This window comes from Bradyrhizobium sp. USDA 4011, from assembly GCF_054063415.1.
The window spans coordinates 4,826,651-4,843,487 of record NZ_JBSSGG010000001.1 but is presented as its reverse complement, the minus strand read 5'-3'; the positions used below and the strand labels follow the sequence as shown (position 1 = coordinate 4,843,487).

The 16,837-nt window shown below is 65.6% G+C and carries 21 protein-coding genes and 1 pseudogene; 7 read left to right on the top strand and 15 right to left on the bottom strand.

The window, feature by feature from the left end:
• Nucleotides 1-234: 234 nt before the first annotated feature.
• Together ACVW1C_RS22740 and ACVW1C_RS22735 are read left to right on the top strand one after the other, a co-directional pair.
• Nucleotides 235-699, top strand: coding sequence for an Rrf2 family transcriptional regulator (locus ACVW1C_RS22740; protein WP_456760320.1), 465 nt, complete (start codon nucleotides 235-237; stop codon nucleotides 697-699).
• The gene (locus ACVW1C_RS22735) at nucleotides 686-1,516 is read left to right on the top strand and encodes a class I SAM-dependent methyltransferase (protein ID WP_456760319.1); all 831 of its coding nucleotides are present in this window, start codon (nucleotides 686-688) and stop codon (nucleotides 1,514-1,516) included. Before ACVW1C_RS22740 ends, ACVW1C_RS22735 begins: the two co-directional genes overlap by 14 nt.
• Nucleotides 1,517-1,529: 13 nt before the next feature.
• Here the strand turns inward: ACVW1C_RS22735 and ACVW1C_RS22730 are convergent, their stop codons facing one another.
• The 8 genes from ACVW1C_RS22730 to ACVW1C_RS22695 form a co-directional block, all read right to left on the bottom strand.
• A complete protein-coding gene (locus ACVW1C_RS22730; protein ID WP_456760318.1) occupies nucleotides 1,530-1,715 on the bottom strand; it encodes a hypothetical protein in 186 nt (61 codons plus the stop codon).
• 91 nt (nucleotides 1,716-1,806) lie between these two features.
• Complete coding sequence (locus ACVW1C_RS22725) at nucleotides 1,807-2,091, bottom strand: hypothetical protein (RefSeq protein WP_456760317.1); 285 nt, start codon at nucleotides 2,089-2,091, stop codon at nucleotides 1,807-1,809.
• Nucleotides 2,092-2,168: 77 nt separating this feature from the next.
• On the bottom strand, nucleotides 2,169-2,588 hold the full coding sequence (locus ACVW1C_RS22720) for a DUF3597 domain-containing protein (protein WP_456760316.1): 420 nt from the start codon (nucleotides 2,586-2,588) through the stop codon (nucleotides 2,169-2,171).
• Nucleotides 2,589-2,932: 344 nt separating this feature from the next.
• Nucleotides 2,933-3,433: a Rab family GTPase gene (locus tag ACVW1C_RS22715; protein WP_092122751.1), complete on the bottom strand. Its 501-nt coding sequence runs from the start codon at nucleotides 3,431-3,433 to the stop codon at nucleotides 2,933-2,935.
• Nucleotides 3,433-5,184, bottom strand: coding sequence for an OmpA family protein (locus ACVW1C_RS22710; RefSeq protein WP_456760315.1), 1,752 nt, complete (start codon nucleotides 5,182-5,184; stop codon nucleotides 3,433-3,435). The genes ACVW1C_RS22715 and ACVW1C_RS22710 overlap by 1 nt, the downstream gene beginning before the upstream one ends.
• 1 nt (nucleotide 5,185) lies before the next feature.
• Nucleotides 5,186-5,548 (bottom strand): hypothetical protein, encoded by a 363-nt coding sequence (locus ACVW1C_RS22705; RefSeq protein WP_456760314.1) that lies wholly within the window; start codon nucleotides 5,546-5,548, stop codon nucleotides 5,186-5,188.
• A gap of 159 nt (nucleotides 5,549-5,707) precedes the next feature.
• Nucleotides 5,708-6,364: a response regulator transcription factor gene (locus tag ACVW1C_RS22700; RefSeq protein WP_050406118.1), complete on the bottom strand. Its 657-nt coding sequence runs from the start codon at nucleotides 6,362-6,364 to the stop codon at nucleotides 5,708-5,710.
• 46 nt (nucleotides 6,365-6,410) lie between these two features.
• Nucleotides 6,411-7,481, bottom strand: coding sequence for a sensor histidine kinase (locus ACVW1C_RS22695; RefSeq protein ID WP_456760313.1), 1,071 nt, complete (start codon nucleotides 7,479-7,481; stop codon nucleotides 6,411-6,413).
• A gap of 248 nt (nucleotides 7,482-7,729) precedes the next feature.
• On the opposite strand from ACVW1C_RS22695, the gene ACVW1C_RS22690 reads away from it, so the two are divergent.
• Nucleotides 7,730-8,035 carry a hypothetical protein gene (locus ACVW1C_RS22690; RefSeq protein ID WP_456760312.1) on the top strand — a complete coding sequence of 102 codons (306 nt, stop codon included), beginning with the start codon at nucleotides 7,730-7,732 and terminating at the stop codon, nucleotides 8,033-8,035.
• Between the two features lie 37 nt (nucleotides 8,036-8,072).
• Here the strand turns inward: ACVW1C_RS22690 and ACVW1C_RS22685 are convergent, their stop codons facing one another.
• Nucleotides 8,073-9,026, bottom strand: coding sequence for an alginate lyase family protein (locus ACVW1C_RS22685; RefSeq protein ID WP_456760311.1), 954 nt, complete (start codon nucleotides 9,024-9,026; stop codon nucleotides 8,073-8,075).
• A 251-nt stretch (nucleotides 9,027-9,277) separates the two neighbouring features.
• Here ACVW1C_RS22685 and ACVW1C_RS22680 point away from each other — a divergent pair, with 251 nt between their 5' ends.
• Genes ACVW1C_RS22680 through ACVW1C_RS22665 form a run of 4 tightly spaced genes read left to right on the top strand, consistent with a single transcriptional unit; the run spans nucleotide 9,278 to nucleotide 11,894 of the window.
• Complete coding sequence (locus ACVW1C_RS22680; RefSeq protein ID WP_456760310.1) at nucleotides 9,278-9,730, top strand: MarR family winged helix-turn-helix transcriptional regulator; 453 nt, start codon at nucleotides 9,278-9,280, stop codon at nucleotides 9,728-9,730.
• 40 nt (nucleotides 9,731-9,770) lie between these two features.
• Nucleotides 9,771-10,346 carry an isochorismatase family protein gene (locus ACVW1C_RS22675; RefSeq protein ID WP_456760309.1) on the top strand — a complete coding sequence of 192 codons (576 nt, stop codon included), beginning with the start codon at nucleotides 9,771-9,773 and terminating at the stop codon, nucleotides 10,344-10,346.
• Nucleotides 10,333-10,662, top strand: coding sequence for a hypothetical protein (locus tag ACVW1C_RS22670; RefSeq protein WP_456760308.1), 330 nt, complete (start codon nucleotides 10,333-10,335; stop codon nucleotides 10,660-10,662). The genes ACVW1C_RS22675 and ACVW1C_RS22670 overlap by 14 nt, the downstream gene beginning before the upstream one ends.
• On the top strand, nucleotides 10,659-11,894 hold the full coding sequence (locus ACVW1C_RS22665; protein WP_456760307.1) for an MFS transporter: 1,236 nt from the start codon (nucleotides 10,659-10,661) through the stop codon (nucleotides 11,892-11,894). The genes ACVW1C_RS22670 and ACVW1C_RS22665 overlap by 4 nt, the downstream gene beginning before the upstream one ends.
• Nucleotides 11,895-11,931: 37 nt before the next feature.
• Here the strand turns inward: ACVW1C_RS22665 and ACVW1C_RS22660 are convergent, their stop codons facing one another.
• The 6 genes and pseudogenes from ACVW1C_RS22660 to ACVW1C_RS22635 all read right to left on the bottom strand — a co-directional run bounded on the left by ACVW1C_RS22660 (nucleotide 11,932) and on the right by ACVW1C_RS22635 (nucleotide 16,812).
• Nucleotides 11,932-13,149 carry an acyl-CoA dehydrogenase family protein gene (locus tag ACVW1C_RS22660; RefSeq protein WP_456760306.1) on the bottom strand — a complete coding sequence of 406 codons (1,218 nt, stop codon included), beginning with the start codon at nucleotides 13,147-13,149 and terminating at the stop codon, nucleotides 11,932-11,934.
• Between the two features lie 90 nt (nucleotides 13,150-13,239).
• Nucleotides 13,240-13,668, bottom strand: a complete 429-nt coding sequence (locus ACVW1C_RS22655) for a phasin family protein (RefSeq protein ID WP_456760305.1) — start codon at nucleotides 13,666-13,668, stop codon at nucleotides 13,240-13,242.
• A 23-nt stretch (nucleotides 13,669-13,691) separates the two neighbouring features.
• Nucleotides 13,692-14,306 (bottom strand): alpha/beta fold hydrolase, encoded by a 615-nt coding sequence (locus ACVW1C_RS22650; RefSeq protein ID WP_456760304.1) that lies wholly within the window; start codon nucleotides 14,304-14,306, stop codon nucleotides 13,692-13,694.
• Nucleotides 14,307-14,349: 43 nt separating this feature from the next.
• Nucleotides 14,350-14,499: pseudogene (locus ACVW1C_RS22645) on the bottom strand (alpha/beta fold hydrolase); the annotation flags it as partial.
• A gap of 136 nt (nucleotides 14,500-14,635) precedes the next feature.
• On the bottom strand, nucleotides 14,636-16,339 hold the full coding sequence (locus tag ACVW1C_RS22640; protein WP_456760303.1) for an alpha/beta fold hydrolase: 1,704 nt from the start codon (nucleotides 16,337-16,339) through the stop codon (nucleotides 14,636-14,638).
• Nucleotides 16,336-16,812 (bottom strand): MaoC family dehydratase, encoded by a 477-nt coding sequence (locus ACVW1C_RS22635; protein WP_456760302.1) that lies wholly within the window; start codon nucleotides 16,810-16,812, stop codon nucleotides 16,336-16,338. Before ACVW1C_RS22635 ends, ACVW1C_RS22640 begins: the two co-directional genes overlap by 4 nt.
• Nucleotides 16,813-16,837 lie beyond the last annotated feature (25 nt).

Below are 16,837 nucleotides of genomic sequence, written 5' to 3'. Positions count from 1 at the left end.
CATGACCTGGGTGCAGGCCCTGATCTCTTCTCCTTCCCCCTGAAAGGGGGAAGGTCGGGATGGGGGTCAGCCACACGCACCGCTGCTCTCGGATAGAGCAGATCCCCACCCGCTTTGCTCTGCCGAGCAAAGCGACCTCCCCTTTTCAAGGGGAGGTGGAAGGGCGACCAGGACCGATGATGCCCGCCATCGCCCCTCTTGACGTCGGGCCCATCATGCAACATGTAAAGTTACATGATACGCGATAGCCGTCTATCCGGTGTCCTGCACGGCCTGCTCCACATGATCGGAGGGGGCGAATCGGTCACGTCGGAGCAACTTGCACAGGCGATGGCCACCAACCCGGTGGTCGTCCGCCGCGTGATGGCGGGCCTGCGCGAGCAGGGCCTGGTCCGCTCGGAGAAGGGCCATGGCGGCGGCTGGACGCTGGCGCGTGATCCGGCCGACATCAGCCTCGCGGACATCTATCGCGCAGTCGGCGCGCCGACGATCGTTGCCATGGGCCACCGCTCGGAAAATCCCGGCTGCCTGGTCGAACAGGCGGTCAACGACGCGCTGTCAGGCACGTTTCGCGAGGTCGAAGCACTCTTCCTGAAGCGGCTCGGCGCGGTGACGCTCGACGCGCTCGCGAAGGATTTCAAGCGCCGGCTCGCCAAACACAAGCAAAGTCTCGAGGACCAGATTCATGCAGAAAAGTGAGCAGGCGAAACCGCTTCCGTTCAACGATCCCGCGCACTGGGACAAGATGGTCGCGACCTACGAGGCGCAGTCGCAGCCGTTCACGACACACTTCGCCGAGGCCGCCGTCGCGATGCTCCCGATCGGCCCGTCATCGAAGGTGCTCGACGTCGCCACCGGTACGGGGGCCGCGGCGCTTGCGGCCGCGCGCAGGGGCGCCGACGTCACCGCGATCGACTTCTCGGCCGGTATGGTGGCACGGGTCCGCGCGCATGAAGTGGCGAATATCGAGGCGCGGCAGATGGACGGCCAGGCGCTCGATCTGCCCGATGCGGCCTTCGATGCGGCGGTGTCGGTGTTCGGCGTGATGCTGTTTCCGGATTGGCGCGCCGGGCTGCGCGAGATGGCGCGTGTGACGCGCCCTGGCGGATCGGCGGCGATTGCGGTCTGGAAGAGCGCCGACGGCGCCGCCGTGCATCTGCTGCTCTCGCAGATCATCCGGCGGCTCTATCCCGATAACGTCACGCCGATGCCGTGCACGGGCCTCGCCGAACTCGCCGACCCCGGCCGCCTCAGTGCGGCGGTTGTCGCGGCCGGCTTCTGCGATCCTGTCGTCGCCGAGATCACCCACGACTTCAAGCTCAACGTCGCCAATTCTGCCGACGTCGACAAACTGTTCGAGTTCATGCCGCATTGGAGCGGGCTCGACGCAGAGCAGAGCGCCGCCGTTGCCCGCGCCTTCCGGAGCGAGATCGAGCGAGGGCGGGTCGGAGACACCTTCGCGATTCCCTCGACCGCACTGATCGCGACGGCCCAGCGGCGCCAGCGCCACGCGTAGCAATCGCCGCAGATCAATTGCCGATTGGAGCACGCCAGTGCTTGTCGTCGTCCTTGTCTCCGTCACTCGGCGGCTGCAGGCCGGGGCTGTTGGCCCAGCGATCGAGCTCCTCGATGACCCGCCGGTGGCTCGGCCGCAGCGACCGCGGAGCACCGGGCTCTTGCGACAATTTTCGGGGCAGCTTGACCTGTTCTGGCATGGTGAGGCTCCAGAGCCGGGCGGCGTGCGGGCCACTCGCCGCGACCGTCACGCAAATGCGCGGATCGCCGGCCGCAACGATGGCACGAAGATTATTTGTGGTCCGACGGCTGCGCTGACGCTGCGACCGGCTGCACCGGAGCAGCCTGCTCCCACGGCGCCGGCAGGATGACCCGCGCCGGCGGCAGGGTCTGCGCGGCACGCTGTACACCGGCATTCGCGTGCACCGCCTGCGGCTCGTCGCCGACGTTGTCGGCGCGCGCGACGGCGATGGAGATGCCCAGCACCATTGCCGCAAGGCCGAGTCCCGCGCCGATCGAAGCGGCAACGACGCCGGTCCGCGGCCTGTTCAGGATAGCAAGATGAGATGGGGTCATCGCAACTGCTCCTCACGCGATACGCATCGTTCGGAGCCGTGCGGGACGCGTGCGCCACGCACGGCTCAAGGCTGAGATCAAGTCTTGATATCGGCCGGCAGCTTGCCGCCATTGGCGGCGAGCTTGGCCATCACCTGCTGATGCAGCCAGACATTCATGGTGGCGGTGTTGTTGGTATCGCCGGTGTAGTGCAGCTCCTTGGCGAGCTCCTTGCGCGCAGCAAGGCTGCTGTCGAGGCCGAGCGCCTTCATCAGGTCGACGATCGAGGTGCGCCAGTCGAGCTTCTCGCCGGTGGCAGCCGCCGCCTTGTCGACGATCGCCGCGACGTCGACCGTCTGCGCCGCTGATGTGCCGGCTGCCGGCGATGCAGATACAGATGCAGACGTTGACGTCGATGCCGGTGCAGTGCCGGGTGCTGCCGTCGCCGTGGTCTCAACGGTTTTGGCCTGGGCGCCGTGGCCGAAGATTGCACCCATGATGCTTCCAAAAATGCTCATGATCTCTCACTCCGTGCGCCCGGGACACCGTTGGTCCCGTGACTGGTTCCAGTGACGAGTGAACGATAGGCAGGCCATTGACCGAGCGGAAGATGACCATCGTCACTATCGGAGTGTGGGACGGCGTGGTGCAGTTGGAGAGAGAATCGTGCGGTCCTGCACCGCACGTCGCGCGCGTTTCATCGTACGCCCCACGTGCGATGAAGTCAGCCGTCCCGGCCCGATTCGCCAGCCCCGAGAAGTCGGGGCGGCTGACACAAACCTGTGCGGAGTTATAAGAACTAAAGCGTTTTCGAGCGAAGTGGACACCGGTTCGCGTGAAGAAAACGCGTCAAAACAAGAATCTAGAGCTGACGGCGGCGGATGGTCTGGGCCAGCTCGACGAAGCTTTCGGCAATGCCGACGCCGGTCTTGGCGCTGACCGGCTTGACGCTCGACTTGGCGAGTTCGGCAATCGCGCCGGCGCTGCCGGCGGCTTCGGGCAGATCGATCTTGTTGAGCAGTGCCCGGTAGGGCCGGCCCGGGAAGCGCTCCTCGAAACCGCGGACCAGCTCGACCATGCGGGTCACGGTCTGCGGCCGCGTGACATCCGACACGATGATGGCAGCGGATGCACCGGTGACATAGACGGTGTCGAAAATCTGCGTGCCGAAATCGCCGTCGGTGTCCCACAGCACGAGGCGCATCGGATCGCTGCCATCCGCCGGCACCACGTCATGGCTCAGAATCTCGACGCCCAGCGTGGATTTATACTGGCCCTCGAACCGGTTGTAGATCAGCCGATAGAGGATCGACGTCTTGCCGACCCCCATATCGCCGAGCAGCATGACTTTTGCGGTGAGCATCAGCGGGCCACTTCGCCCCGGTAGACCGTCTCGAACGCCACGCGGCGGTTGCCGCCGACGGTCGCGTCGAGCCGGTCGGTGATCGGCATCGTCGCAGCGCGCGACACCAAAATCAACCGCGACGGATCGACCCCGAGCGCGGTCAGCTTGCGCTGCACCTGCTCCGCCCGCTTGCGCCCCAGCGTCTTGTTGGTGCCTTCGGTGCCGCTCTGATCGGCGTAGCCGACGATCCGCAGCCTGAGATCATTGTTCGTCAGCAGCCCGGCGACCTCGCGCAGCTGCTGCTCGGCCTGGTCGTTGTCGAGGAATTCGTCTGAATTATTGACGAAGAAGATCGCGGTCGAGGCGATGAAGCGGTCGAGCCGCGCCGCCGGGCCGTCGGCGACGGATTGCAGCTTCGCAGCCTGCTCGCTCAACTTCGCGTACTGCTCGCCGAGCTTGTCATATTGCGCGGTCAGCGCGGCATATCTCTGGTCCGCCGACTTCGCCTGCGCGCCCATCGCCTCGCGCATCTGGTCGAGGCTCGCCTGCAGGCGCGTCAGGCTCTGCTGCAGGCCTGCAATGCCGGCCTGCGATGCCGCCGCCTGCTCCGGCGTGGACACCGATCCAATGCGGTCGACCACCTTATAGGGTGCCGCGGCCGCAGCGAGCGCGTCGATCAACGGCGCGGTTTCCAACCGGCTCGGCTCGATGCCCGAGACGGCCACACTTCGGCTGCCGTGATCGAAGTCGAGCCGCAGCGGGAAGGTGACGAGCAAGGGCTGCTTCGCGGCGAGCTGCTCCAGCGCGGCATGGGTCCGCCGCTCCAAAAGAGCGCGCGTCACCATGGTCGCGGCAAAATAGAGCAACAGCGCGGCCACAGCGGCGAGCATGGCAAACAGGATCACCTTGCCGCGCCGGCTCGCGATCCGCCGCGGCGTGTCGTCGGTCTCGATCGCGGCTGCGAGCGAGGCCAGCATCGGCGCATCGCAATCCGCGCCGCGGTCGATGCGCTCGATCGCATCGAAGAACAACGAATTGATCCTGGCATTGTCGGTTGGGCGCAGCGGCCCCAGGCACTCCGCCGCCAGGATGAAGCGGGGCGAGGCGCGCAGCGCCAGCTGCCGACCGCCGAAATCGAGCGTCTGCAGATTGCCTTCGCCGGCCAGCGCCTGCACGGAGAATTCGAGGATCGCCGCAACCATGGCGCTGAGCAGGTCGGCGCGCTCGTCGACGGTCGCCTCGCGCTTCCAGTCGGCGATCAGGCGGCCATTGCCGCGTTCGATGATCAGCAGCCGGTTGATCTGCGGCGGACTGTCGGCGAGCACGAACTCGCTGATCGGACGTCCCGTCACCAGCGACTTGACCCGCCCGACCCACAATTGCGCCGAGGTCAGGGCATTGATGCGCTGCTCGAGCGAGGCGACCAGTTCCCGGAACGCGTTCGCGACCGCGGCGCTGACCAGCCGGCCGACGATCGGATAGAGCGCCTCGATCATCTGCTCGCGCGAATTCTTGATCTCGCTGCGGATCGCGGAGACCACGACCGGCGCAATCGCGCTGGCGAGCTCGCGCGGCCGGTTGACTTCGGCGCGCTCCAGCGCCTCGACCAGAATGCCGGCGGTGGCCGTCTCCAGGCGATCGGCGTTGCCGACATAGCGCTGCAGCGAGTCGAGGTCGGCCTCCAGCGACGTCAGACGCGTCGCTTCGGGCTGAAACAGCAATGTCTTGAGCTGCTCGATCTCGCGGTTCTGGCCGGCAGCGGCTGCCATGCTATTTGCCCGTGCGGCCGGATCCCAATCCGCTGATCGCAGCGCCGAGCTGGGTGATGGCCGCACCGACATCCTTCAGCGAGTCGAGGCGCTTCTGCTCGGTATCGCGTTCGAGGTCGGAGAGCCGCGCCTGCAGCGCGGTGAGCTCGTTGGTGAAGTCCGCCTGCATCTGCTTCAGCGATGCCTGCATCTCCTGGCGCAGACCCGAGAGGTTGGTCTCGAGCGAGCGTTGCGCGCCGCCGAACAGGAGATCGCGGACCTGATCGATTGCCGCCATGCCATGCGCCGCGGCATCGGCGCCGTTGCCGACCGCCGCGTTTGCCAGTCCATCCGTATCCTTGGTCTGGCGCTCGATACCCTTCATGGTCATTCCCTGTTTAGTCAAAGCCGCGCAATCCGGACCTGCGTGTCAAAAAAAGCAAATCCGAAACAATCCTATAGCCAATTTTGTCGGCGCGGCCCAGAAAAAGGCGAGCAATCTCAGCCGGATCAACCGCGTGGTGTGCGACCGGAGCAATTATTTCTAGTAAGTTATTGCCTTTATTGCCAGTTCCGTACGGTTCTTGACCTGGCATTTCTCCAGGATGGTGCTGACATAGTTCTTCACCGTGCCCTCGGCCAAATGCAGCCGTTCACCGATCTCGGTATTGCTCTTGCCCTCGACGATCAGCGTGAGAATTTCATTCTCCCGCGCCGTCAGCCCGTCGCGAACCGGCAGCTTCGCCGAGACGCGCGGGCCGCGCAGCCGCTTGAACTCGTCGAGGATGCGCGCGGCGACACTGGGCGACAGCCCGGACTGGCCGTTGATCACCGCGCGGATGGTCGATGCGATCTCCTCCATCCTGGCGTCCTTCAGGAGATACGCCTTGGCGCCCGCGCTGACCGCCTCGAAGATCAGATCGTTGGTCTCGAACGTCGTCAGCACGACGATATGGGTCTGCGGCAGCTCGCGCAGGATCCGCTGGGTCGCCGCGATGCCGTCGACACGCGGCATCTGCAGGTCCATCAGGATGACGTCCGGCCGATAGCGCCGCGCGAATTCGATGGCCTGCTCGCCGTCGGACGCACCGGGAAGGATCTCGAAATCGTCGTTCTGCTGGGCAAGCAGGGTGGCGATACCTTCCCTGATCAGGGTCTGATCCTCGGCGATCAGCACCCGCACCTTCTCAATTCTGCTCACGGGCTTCAATCATCCTCTCGAAGGTCTCGAATTGGCGGCAACGACATCAATCGGCCAGCAGGCCGGCAGACGCTGCCGGCGGCACCGCCACGGGGAGCGATATCCGGACCAGCGTTCCCTGTCCGGGCGCGCTCTCCACCGCGCAGCTTCCGCCGACGAGTTCAGCAAATTCGGCCATCCCGATCAATCCGAAATGTCCGGGAGTGGGCACCGCGAGATCGAAGCCGCGACCGTCGTCGCGGATCTCGACAATGAGCTTGCGACCGACCGCGGCCGGCGCCTCGAAGGCGTGAAACGAGACTCGGCGTGCTTGAGCATGCGCCTGAACGTTGCGTAACGCCTCGCTGAGGATGCGTTGGACCGTCAAGCCGCAATCGCGCAAGCCGGGACGCGCCTCTTCGTCGATCTGGATCGACACCCTGACGCCGCTGCGCGCGGCGAAGTCGCTGAGCAGTCCCTCGACATCGGGATCAAGCTTCAAATCGTCGGGCGTGCGCAGGCGATCGATGGCCTCGCGGGCACGCGAGAGGCCGCTCGCGGCTGCGTCTTCGGCGGTTGCAAGGCTGTCCGCCACGCGCGCCGGGTCGGCCGAAAGATAATGCCTGATCAGCCGGATCTGGGTCAGCAGCGCCACGATCGAATGCACCAGCGTATCGTGCAGATCGCGCGCCAGCCGCAGCCGCGTCCGCGCCAGCGAGGCAAAGCGCACTTCCGCGCTCGCCGCCTCGAGTTGCTGCTCCATCAGGCGGCGGGCCCTGCGCTCGCTGCCGAGCAGCGTTTCGACCTGACGTCCCGCGAAGTCCGGCATGGCGATGACGAAGTAATGCGACTGCGCGCCGTTCCACAGCACGACCGCCGTCATCGGCTGCGCGATGTCAGGCGAGGCACCGCGGACACCGGCCAGTGCGATCATGTCCCGCTGGCCTGCGGCAAGCGCCGCCAGCTCGGCCTCCATGCCGACCAGCAGCATGCATTCGCAACAATCGACGCCGATCGCGGGAAGCCATTCGACCAGCCGCCCGATCTTCCGCTGCATGCTTCGGTCGGCACCGATGACGGCGAGACCGATGACGTCGGCTCCTGCCGCCGCAAGCAAATCCGCGCTCAAATCGATCATGCGTTGCCCATCAACCCAGCGAGCAGCCCACTGTGGCGTAAGCCGGCAGCGGCCGCAAACGAATATGACTTTCGTCATAACTGATCCTGACTTTCGTCAGATGCCGCCGCCGCTCGAAATGCGGTTCTGTCTTACGAATGAGCAACAGCGCAAGCCATGATGTGCCACATGCCGGCGTCCATGGCGATGCCGGCCGGGCGCCGCGCCTCGCGGAAGGTCGCGCCAGTCGGCCGGAGTGTGAGCTGACAATGAAGGCAGCGCCACGGAAATCGTTGGGTATCGAGCTCATGTTGGCGGAAGCGGAAAAACCTGCGCGGCGCCGGCGCCTGAGCGCGACCCAGAGGCTGGCGTTGCAGGAAGCGCTCGCCGGCCGCCTGCAGCTCTACCCGCGCGGATATGCCGCGAGCAAGACCGGCCCGTTCCACTCGCGCCGCGCCATCCTGGGACTGGTGCGCGCCGGCCTGATGACCCTCAGCGCGACCGCGCGCTATGCGGCGGTGACCAAGCGCGCACGGGACATGTACGCGGCGCCGGCGGCCAGCGAGAGCGAATAACACGCGTCATCGGGGTGCTGAGCACCTCCGACCGGGCCTAGTCCGGCAGGGGTGCGCCCCAAGTCGCCGTCACGTTGCCGCCCAGCCTCGGATTATCCAAGGGCCTTCTCGAGCTGAGAATTGGCGGCAAGCGCGGATCGTGAAACCGGGCGTAATACGGCTCCATCCAGGCAAGGTCTCCCTGGAACGTCCAGGGGAAGAGCTGCTGCGGAACATTGGTGAGAGCGCCGAAGCTGCGCTCGTCCTGCACCGCGCGAACAATCAGGTCGGCGAGCCGACGGATCGCTCCGTTGTTCTCCGCATAGAGGTCGAGCTTCCGGCGGCTGGCGAGCACGGCGCAGAACACCAGCGGGATCAGCGCAAAGTTGTGGTAGTGCAGCGCGCGCTCGCCGCGCTTCAACTCGCGTTCCAATTCGCCGTGGGCGCCGATGTCCCTGATGCCCTGGCGCGCCCGGGAAATGCCGGCATCGACCAGATCAGCCCGATCCGTCAGGGTGCCGATCGACATCAGATCGAGCCCGGCCCAATAGACCAGATTGTTGCCGAGATGGTTGATGCGATCGGCATCGCGGGTTTCCTCGGCAATCCGGATCAGCCACGGCTTGATCTGCTGGAAACGGTGATCGGCCTTGGTCGACGCGTTGGGGAAGCGCAGCAACGCCAGCGCGAAATCGGTGCCTGCCCAGGAGCGTTCGAAATCGCCCTGATAGTTCGCGCCGATCGTCAGCAGCGCACTTCCGCAGGCCCAGCCTGCGAGCAAGTCCATGACGCAATCCAGATCGCGTTCATCGGCGGCCTTGTTGACCTGTGCAATGAACGCATGCAGCGGCTTGATCGCTTCCGCGTAACCGCCTGCATCCCGGTAGAAGCCGGGCGGATCGACCGATGTCAGCGCCGGTGGCGGCTCGCAGGTCCGGGCCGCTGCCGGCTGCGCGAGGCAAGCAAGGACGATCGATACGCCGATCGCCCTTAAACGAACATCAAACTTCATTCCAAACAACTCCGCGAGCCACCGCGGGGACGAGACGCCGCATCGTGATCGCCGGCGCAGTCATCGACAAACGCGCGCAACATGACAACCAAATCTAATGTGATGCGCACCAGAACCGAGTTCAGCGGCCGTTCAGATTTTCAAGCATCGTCCAGCAATGCTCTGCCGCGCGCTGACGATCACGGTAATATGAAGGTAATCTGCGAAGATAATCTTTACAGTTTACCTTCATATATGCCAGGATGATCGGCATGAACAATGCAGCGGCCCGTACCGGATCAGCGCGCACATCGGCGCTCGCCGAGGATCTTCGTTTGTTGATCGGAACGCTGAAGCGCCGGCTGCGCGAGCAGGGCCAGCGTGAGGATCTTCCGCCGTCCCAGGTCGCGGTGCTGCTGCGCCTCGAAAAGGACGGCCCCGCGACCGTGTCCAGCCTGGCGCGGTCGGAAGGCATGCGTCCGCAGTCGATGAGTTCGGCGATATCAGCGCTCGAGGCCGCAGGCCTGGTGCGCGGCGCGCCCGATCCGGACGACGGCCGCCAGACCATCATGTCGCTCACCGATATCTGCCGCGAGCGGCTGCGCACCGGCCGCGCCGCGCGGCAGGACTGGCTGTCGCGCACCATCGCCGCGCGGCTGTCGGCGCGGGAGCAGGATGAACTCGCCGCCGCCGTCGGCCTGCTGAAACGGCTGGTCGCGGATTGATGCCGGCCGCGCCGCGCAATTGTGGAAACAGGAAGCGATCATGGCTCTGACGACGCTCGATCCGATCACCGCCCTCATTGTCGTAGATCTGCAATCAGGGCTCGTCGGCGCACCGTTCGTGCATCCGTTCGGAGACGTCGTGGTTCGCGCCCGCGCCCTCATCAATTCGTTTCGACGGCATGGACTGCCGATCGTGCTAGTCAATGTCGACGGCACGGCACCCGGACGAACCGAGCGGCCGCGCCACAGTGGACAATTTCCCGACGGCTGGACCGATCTGATTCCGGAGCTCGACCGGCAGCCGGGCGACATCGTCGTGACCAAGCGGACGTGGGGTGCGTTCGCCAGCACCGATATTGAGAAGCAGCTGCGCGCCCGCGGCGTCACGCAGGTCGTGGTCGCCGGCGTTGCGACCGGCACCGGCGTCGAATCCACGGCACGGCAGGCCTACGAGGCCGGCTTCAACGTCACGCTTGCGATCGACGCCATGACCGATGCGCGGCCGAACGCACATGACTACAGCATCGAACAGGTGTTCCCGCGGCTCGGCGAAACAGGCTCGACGCAGGCGATCATCGATCTGCTTGAAAGGACCAATGCGCATGAGCTGGCTTGACCTCGTCGCCTACTTCTTCGGCGGCGCCTTCCTCACCAACGCGATCCCCCACGTCGTCGCCGGCATGATGGGCGAACCGTTCCAGAGCCCGTTCGCAAAGCCGGCGGGCGAGGGCCTGTCGTCATCAACCGTCAACATCGTGTGGGGTTTCTTCAACCTCGCCGTCGGATATCTCCTGGTCTGCCGCGTCGGCGACTTCGGCCTGAGAACCACCAGCGACGTCGCAGCGCTCGGTCTCGGCGGCCTGCTGATCGGCCTGTTGCTGGCGCGGCGGTTCGGACGGTTTCACGGCGGCAATGATCCGCAGAGACCATGAGACGCGTCTTTCGATCGCTCGCAAGCTTCAACTACCGGGTCTGGGCGGCCGGCGCGCTGGTGTCCAACATCGGCACCTGGATGCAGCGCGCCGCCCAGGACTGGCTCGTCCTCACCCAGCTCACGCAGCATAGCGCATCCGCCGTCGGCATCGTGATGGCGCTGCAATTCGGCCCGCAGCTATTGCTGATGCCGTGGAGCGGCTTTGCCGCCGATCATTTCAACCAGCGCAAGCTGCTGATGGCAACCCAGGCGACGATGGGCGCGCTCGCGCTGGTCCTCGGGCTTCTCACCGTCACCGGACTGGTGCAGCTCTGGCACGTCTATGTGTTCGCCTTCCTGTTTGGCTGCGCCGCAGCGCTCGACGCGCCGGTGCGCCAGACCTTCGTGGCCGAACTGGTCAGCGACACGAACCTGTCGAACGCGATCGCGCTGAACTCGACCTCGTTCAATGCCGCGCGCATGATTGGCCCCGCCGTCGCCGGCCTGATCATCGCCTCCGTCGGCACCGGCTGGGCGTTCCTGTTCAACGGCGCATCGTTCCTGGCGGTGCTGACCTCGCTGATCCTGCTGCGCACCTCCGAACTGCGTCCGAATGCGCGGGCCCATCCCGCCAAGGGCAGCGTCATGCAGGGCTTCCACTATGTGTGGTCCCGCCCAGATCTGCGGGCGACGCTGATCATGCTGTTCCTGATCGGGACCTTCGGACTGAACTTTCCGATCTTCATTTCCACCATGGCGGTCGGCGTGTTCCACACCGATGCGCGCGGCTTCGGGCTGCTGTCATCGGTGATGGCGCTCGGCACAATGTCGGGCGCGCTGCTGGCCGCGAGCCGCGATCGACCGCGATTCTCTTCCCTGATGCTGGGCTCTGCGATCTTTGGCCTCGGCTGCACGCTCGCCGCGCTGGCGCCGAACTATTGGCTGTTCGCCGCCGCGCTCGTCGTGATCGGCGTCGCCGCGCTGACCGTCACCAACACCTCGAACGCGCTGATGCAGCTCTCGACCGAGCCGGCGATGCGCGGCCGGGTGATGGCGCTGCGGCTCGGCGTGGCGCTGGGCGGCACGCCGATCGGCGCACCGATCGTCGGCTGGGTCGCCGATCACCTCGGCCCGCGCTGGGCGCTCGGCGTCGGCGCCGCCGCCGGCTTTGCCGCCGCGATCGTCGCCCTTGGCATGCTGTCGCGGACAACTGCCGAAGCTGGCCATGGCAGCCTGCCGCGGGCGGAGTGAACCAGGGTCTCCTTCGACGGCGTGGCTGCGCCGCGCCTCAGACGAAGGCGCTCAGTCCCGTGATCGACTTGCCGACGATCAGGGTGTTCATCTCGCGGGTGCCCTCATAGGAATAGATCGCCTCGGCATCGGCCACGAAGCGGCCGATATGGTTCTCGAGCAGGATGCCGTTGCCGCCGAGCAGTTCGCGCGCATAGCCGACGGTCTCGCGGCATTTGACGGTGCAGAACGCCTTCGCCAGCGAGGCATGCTCGTCCAGCATCACGCCCTCGTCCTGCATCTGCCCAAGCCGCAGCATCATCGCCTGCGTCGCGGTGACGTTGCCGAGCATCCGGACCAGCAGATCCTGCACCAGCTGGAAGCCGCCGATCGGCCTGCCGAACTGCTGCCGCTCGGTTGCATAACGCAGCGCGTGCTCATAGGCGCCCATTGCGCAGCCGACGGCAAACCACGCCACGCCGGTGCGGGTCATGCGCAGCACCTTGGCGGTGTCCTTGAAGGAGTTGGCGTTCTGTAGGCGGTCCGCCTCGGGCACGCGGCAGTCCTTCAGCGTGATCAGGCCGTTCTGCACCACGCGCAGCGCCATCTTGGTCTTGATCTTCTCGACCGAGAAACCGGGATTGTCCTTGGCGACGACAAAGCCCTTGACCTGGTTCGAGCCCTCCTCGCGCGCCCAGATCACGTTGATGTCGGCGAAGGTGGCGTTGCCGATCCACTTCTTCTGGCCGTTGAGGATCCAGACGTCACCCTCGCGCCGGCAGGTGGTCAGCATCCCGCCCGACGTTGCCGAGCCGACCAGCGGCTCCGTGAGACCAAACGAGCCGATCTTCTCGAAGCGCATCATCGCAGGCAGCCAGCGCTGCTTCTGCGCCTCGTCGCCGCACAGATAGATCGAGCCCGCCGAGAGCCCGGTGTGCACGCCCCAGAAGGTCGCAACCGAGGAATCGACCCGCGCCAGCTCCATCGCGACAAAGCCGTTCAGCAGCCAGCTGCCGCCGGCGGCGCCATAGCCCTGGTAGCCGACGCCGCCGATGCCGATCTCGGCCATCTTTGGAATGATCGCGAACGGGAATTCGTCACGGCTCCAGAACTCTTCGATGACCGGCGCGACCACACCCTCGGTGAATGCGCGCACGCGCTGCACCAGCGCGCGCTCCGTGTCGTTGAGGACGGTCGCAATCCCGTAGAAGTCGCCGTTGATCGGCGGCGGCGCGTAATCCGGCTTGGCTGATCGTGTCGCCTGCGCGTTAGCCATGGTGTCCTCCCTGATGCATGGCGATGCGTCGCCCTTATCCCGCGCTCCCGACAGGACCCACGCCCTGCCGGGATTCATCTCAACGTGACGTCAGGTTGGCTTGTTCGGGCGGACGCTGGCGCGGAACTCCTCGAAATTCTCCTTCATCCGGTCCTGGATGATCTTCACTGCTTCCGTGGTCGACTGCCGCGCCGTCGACGCGCTGTCCTCCGCGCCCTTGACCGCGATATCAAACACCTTCCGCGCGAATTCGGTTTGCAAGGCGAGGTTCTCATGAATCTTGCCGAGCGGCTTGTACTCGCGCGCCAAGGTCGAGGCCTCGCGCAAGCCCGCCTCAATCACCTCGCGCTGCTTCTGCGCCACCGATTGGGCGCCCTGGGCCGCAACCTTCGCGCTCTGGCCGAGCGCCTCGAGGTTCTTCTTCTGGGCCTGCAGCAATTCGTCCACGTTCAGCTTCGGCAAGCCGAGATCACTGCCGAACTTCCGCAGCATGTCGATGTAAGAGGTATTGTCGGTCACGATATCCTCCCTGGTTGCCGTGTTTAAGGCTTCTGCTGTCCGCCTCCGGACGTTGGAACGAGATCCCTGAAGTAGCTCGTCGTGCGCGAGAGCAGGGATGACGATACGGCCTGACGGCTTTCGTCAGCCAGAAACGCTTCGATCAAGTCGGCGGTTTCCGTTGGCCGCGTCACCATGAACAGATGCCCATCGTCGATCAGGCGCAGCTCGGCATTCGGGATCAGGCTCGCCATGATCTGACCGTTGACCGGAGGGACCAGCGGATCGTCATGGCCCATCAGGATCAGCGTCGGCTGCGGCAGCGACCACAGCCAGGGCAGGCTGGTCCAGCCGGTCATCGCGAGCAGCTGATAGAAGTAACCCATGCTGCGCGCGCCGTGCATCGCGGCCGCATGCCGGCCGATCAATGACGGATCGTCGCGAAACGCCCCGCCATAGATTTCGGCGGCGATCGTTTTCATGTAGCCCTTGTCGGTGTAGCGGCGCGGCGTCGCCATCTTCCACAGCACCGCAGGGCTTGCCGGCACCATGGTGAAACCTGGCGCGGTCGCGGCGAGCACCAGGCGGCGGCAGCGCTTTGGAAACTGATGCGCGAATTGCTGCGCGATGCCACCACCCCAAGGACACGCCGGCGACATCGACCTCGGCGTAGCCCAGCTCCGCGACGAGCCCGGCGGCAAGCCGCGCCAGGGTCGACGGACGATAGGGCCATGCCGGCCTTGGCGATCCGCCGACCCCGGGCACGTCGAAGATGATGGCGGTGGTGCCGGTCAGCGCATCGAGGAACGGTCTCGCCAGCTCCCAATTGGCGCCGATCCCGTTGAATAGCAATAGCGGCGGCCCGCTGCCGTCGCCGTGCCGGATCGCGACCTGAACCAGCTGGCCGTCGATCGCGATTTGCCGCGTCTCGATCGTGCCGCGCTGCCTAACTGGCGCCGGCCCGGCCTTGTCAGCGCTGGTGAGATCGTCAGTCAAAGACGTAGGTCCCCGGTGCCGCGCCAAGGGATGGATAGCGCGCGCTGCCGAGCGAGGCGGGCGCCCCCACCTCGTCGCCCGAACGCGCCTGCAGCCAGTCGCGCCAGTCGAGCCACCAGCTGCCCTTGCGCTTCTCCGCCGAGGCCATGAACGCATCGGGCTTGTCCGTGGAGATCGGCCCGATCATGAAGGACGCCTTCGGATTGCTCGGCGGATTGAGCAGGCTCTGCAGGTGCCCGCTGTTCGACAGCACGAAGGTGGTACCCTCGCCCATGATCTGCGCGGTCTTGTAGACGCCCTTCCACGGCGTGATGTGGTCGGTCACGCCTGCGACCACGTAGCTGTCGGCCTTGACCTTGCTCATGTCGATAGTCTTGTCGTTGAGGGTCAGCTTGCCGGCGTTGACGAACGGGTTGGAGAAATAGAGATCGAGATAGTCGCCGTGCAGCGCCGCCGGCAGACGGGTCGTGTCGGCGTTCCAGTACAGGATGTCGAACGCCGGCGGCTGGTTGCCAAGCAGGTAGTTGTTCACCCAGTAGTTCCAGATCAGGTCGTTGGGCCGCATCCAGGCGAACATCCGCGCCAGGTCGTGGCCGTCGACGATACCGCGCAGCTGCGACGTCGCCTTGGCCGCGCGCATGGTCTCCGGCGTCATCAGGCAGCCGAACGTGCTCTCCTCGGCCGAGTTGGGATCGAGCAGGCAGACCGCCAGCACCAAATTCTTGATCTTCTTTTCAGTGGTGCTGCCGAGCGTCGCGAAATAGGCCGTCGAGGTGATGCCGCCGGAGCAGGATCCCATCATCGAGATGTCCGCGCTGCCGGAAATCTCGCGCGCCGCGTCGACCGCCTCGTCGAGCGCCGCGACATAGGTGTCGAGCCCCCAGTCGCGATGCGCCGCGGTCGGGTTGCGCCAGCTCACGGCAAAGACCTGAAAGCCGCTCTCGAGCAGGAAGCGGACCAAGCTCTTGTCCGGCGACAGGTCGAGCGCGTAGTACTTGTTGATCTGCGGCGGCGTGATCACCAGTGGCCGCTTCCTGACCGTCGGCGTTGTCGGGGTGTACTGGATTAACTCGAGCAGCTCGTTGCGGAAGATCACCGCGCCCGGCGTGGTCGCGAGGCTCTCGCCGACCTTGAACGCGCTCATGTCGACCATCGACGGCATGCCGCGATTCTGCGTCAGATCGCCGATATAGTTCTTCAGCCCGCTCCACAGGCTTTGTCCGCCGGTGTCGATGAACTTGCGGACCGCCGCCGGGTTGGTGAGCATGGTGTTGGTCGGCGCGACCGCATCGATCAGGATATCCGTGATCAGATGCGCGCGCTGCTTGTCGATGTCGCCGAGGCTGGTCTTGTCGACCAGGCCGTTGACCGCCTCGCCCCACGCCAGATAGGCCTTGAGCAGGCCGGAGTGCAGCGAGCTCTCCTTCCAGGTCGGATCGGCAAACCGCTTGTCGCCGGCCTTCGGTGCGCGCTCGGATTTGCCGGCGGCGATCGAGCCGAGCTCGCCGACGAACGACAGCCACTGCTCGGTCGCGACCTTCGGCTCGTTGATGACCGCCTTGAACAGGATGCCGGCGCCCTCGACGAGGTCCTGCCCCTGGATGCCGACCAGCGGATTGAGCGCCAGCGTATTCCTGGACGCCGCCTCGGACATGTCAGACGCCGGGGACTCCAGACTGCGATTTTCCGTGCTCATTGCTTTGCTCCCGCCGCGGGGATCAGAAGGGCCAGCGTTTCGGCGATCAGCGCCGGCTTCTCGGAACCTTCGACCTCCAGCGTGTTCAGGGTTTTCATGATCACCTGGCCGCCGTCCCTCGGCTCAACGCCGGACAGCACGACTCTCAGCCGCACCCGCGCGCCTGATGGCACCGGCGCCAGGAAGCGCACCTTGTCGACCCCGTAGTTCAACCCGGCGGCGGCATCGCGCGGGATGATGCCGACCTGCATCGCCAGCGGCGCCACCATCGCAAGCGTCAGATAGCCATGCGCGATCGGGCCGCGGAACGGACTCTCCCGCTTCGCGCGTTCGACATCGACGTGAATCCACTGGAGATCGCCGGTGCAGGACGCGAACGCGTCGATGCGTTGCTGATCGATCGTGACCCAATCGGAGAGCCCGAGCTCCTTTCCGAGGTGTTCGCTCAGGCCGGCAAGTGTGAGGTTGCTCATGACGTCGTCCTCCACGATCTTTTCT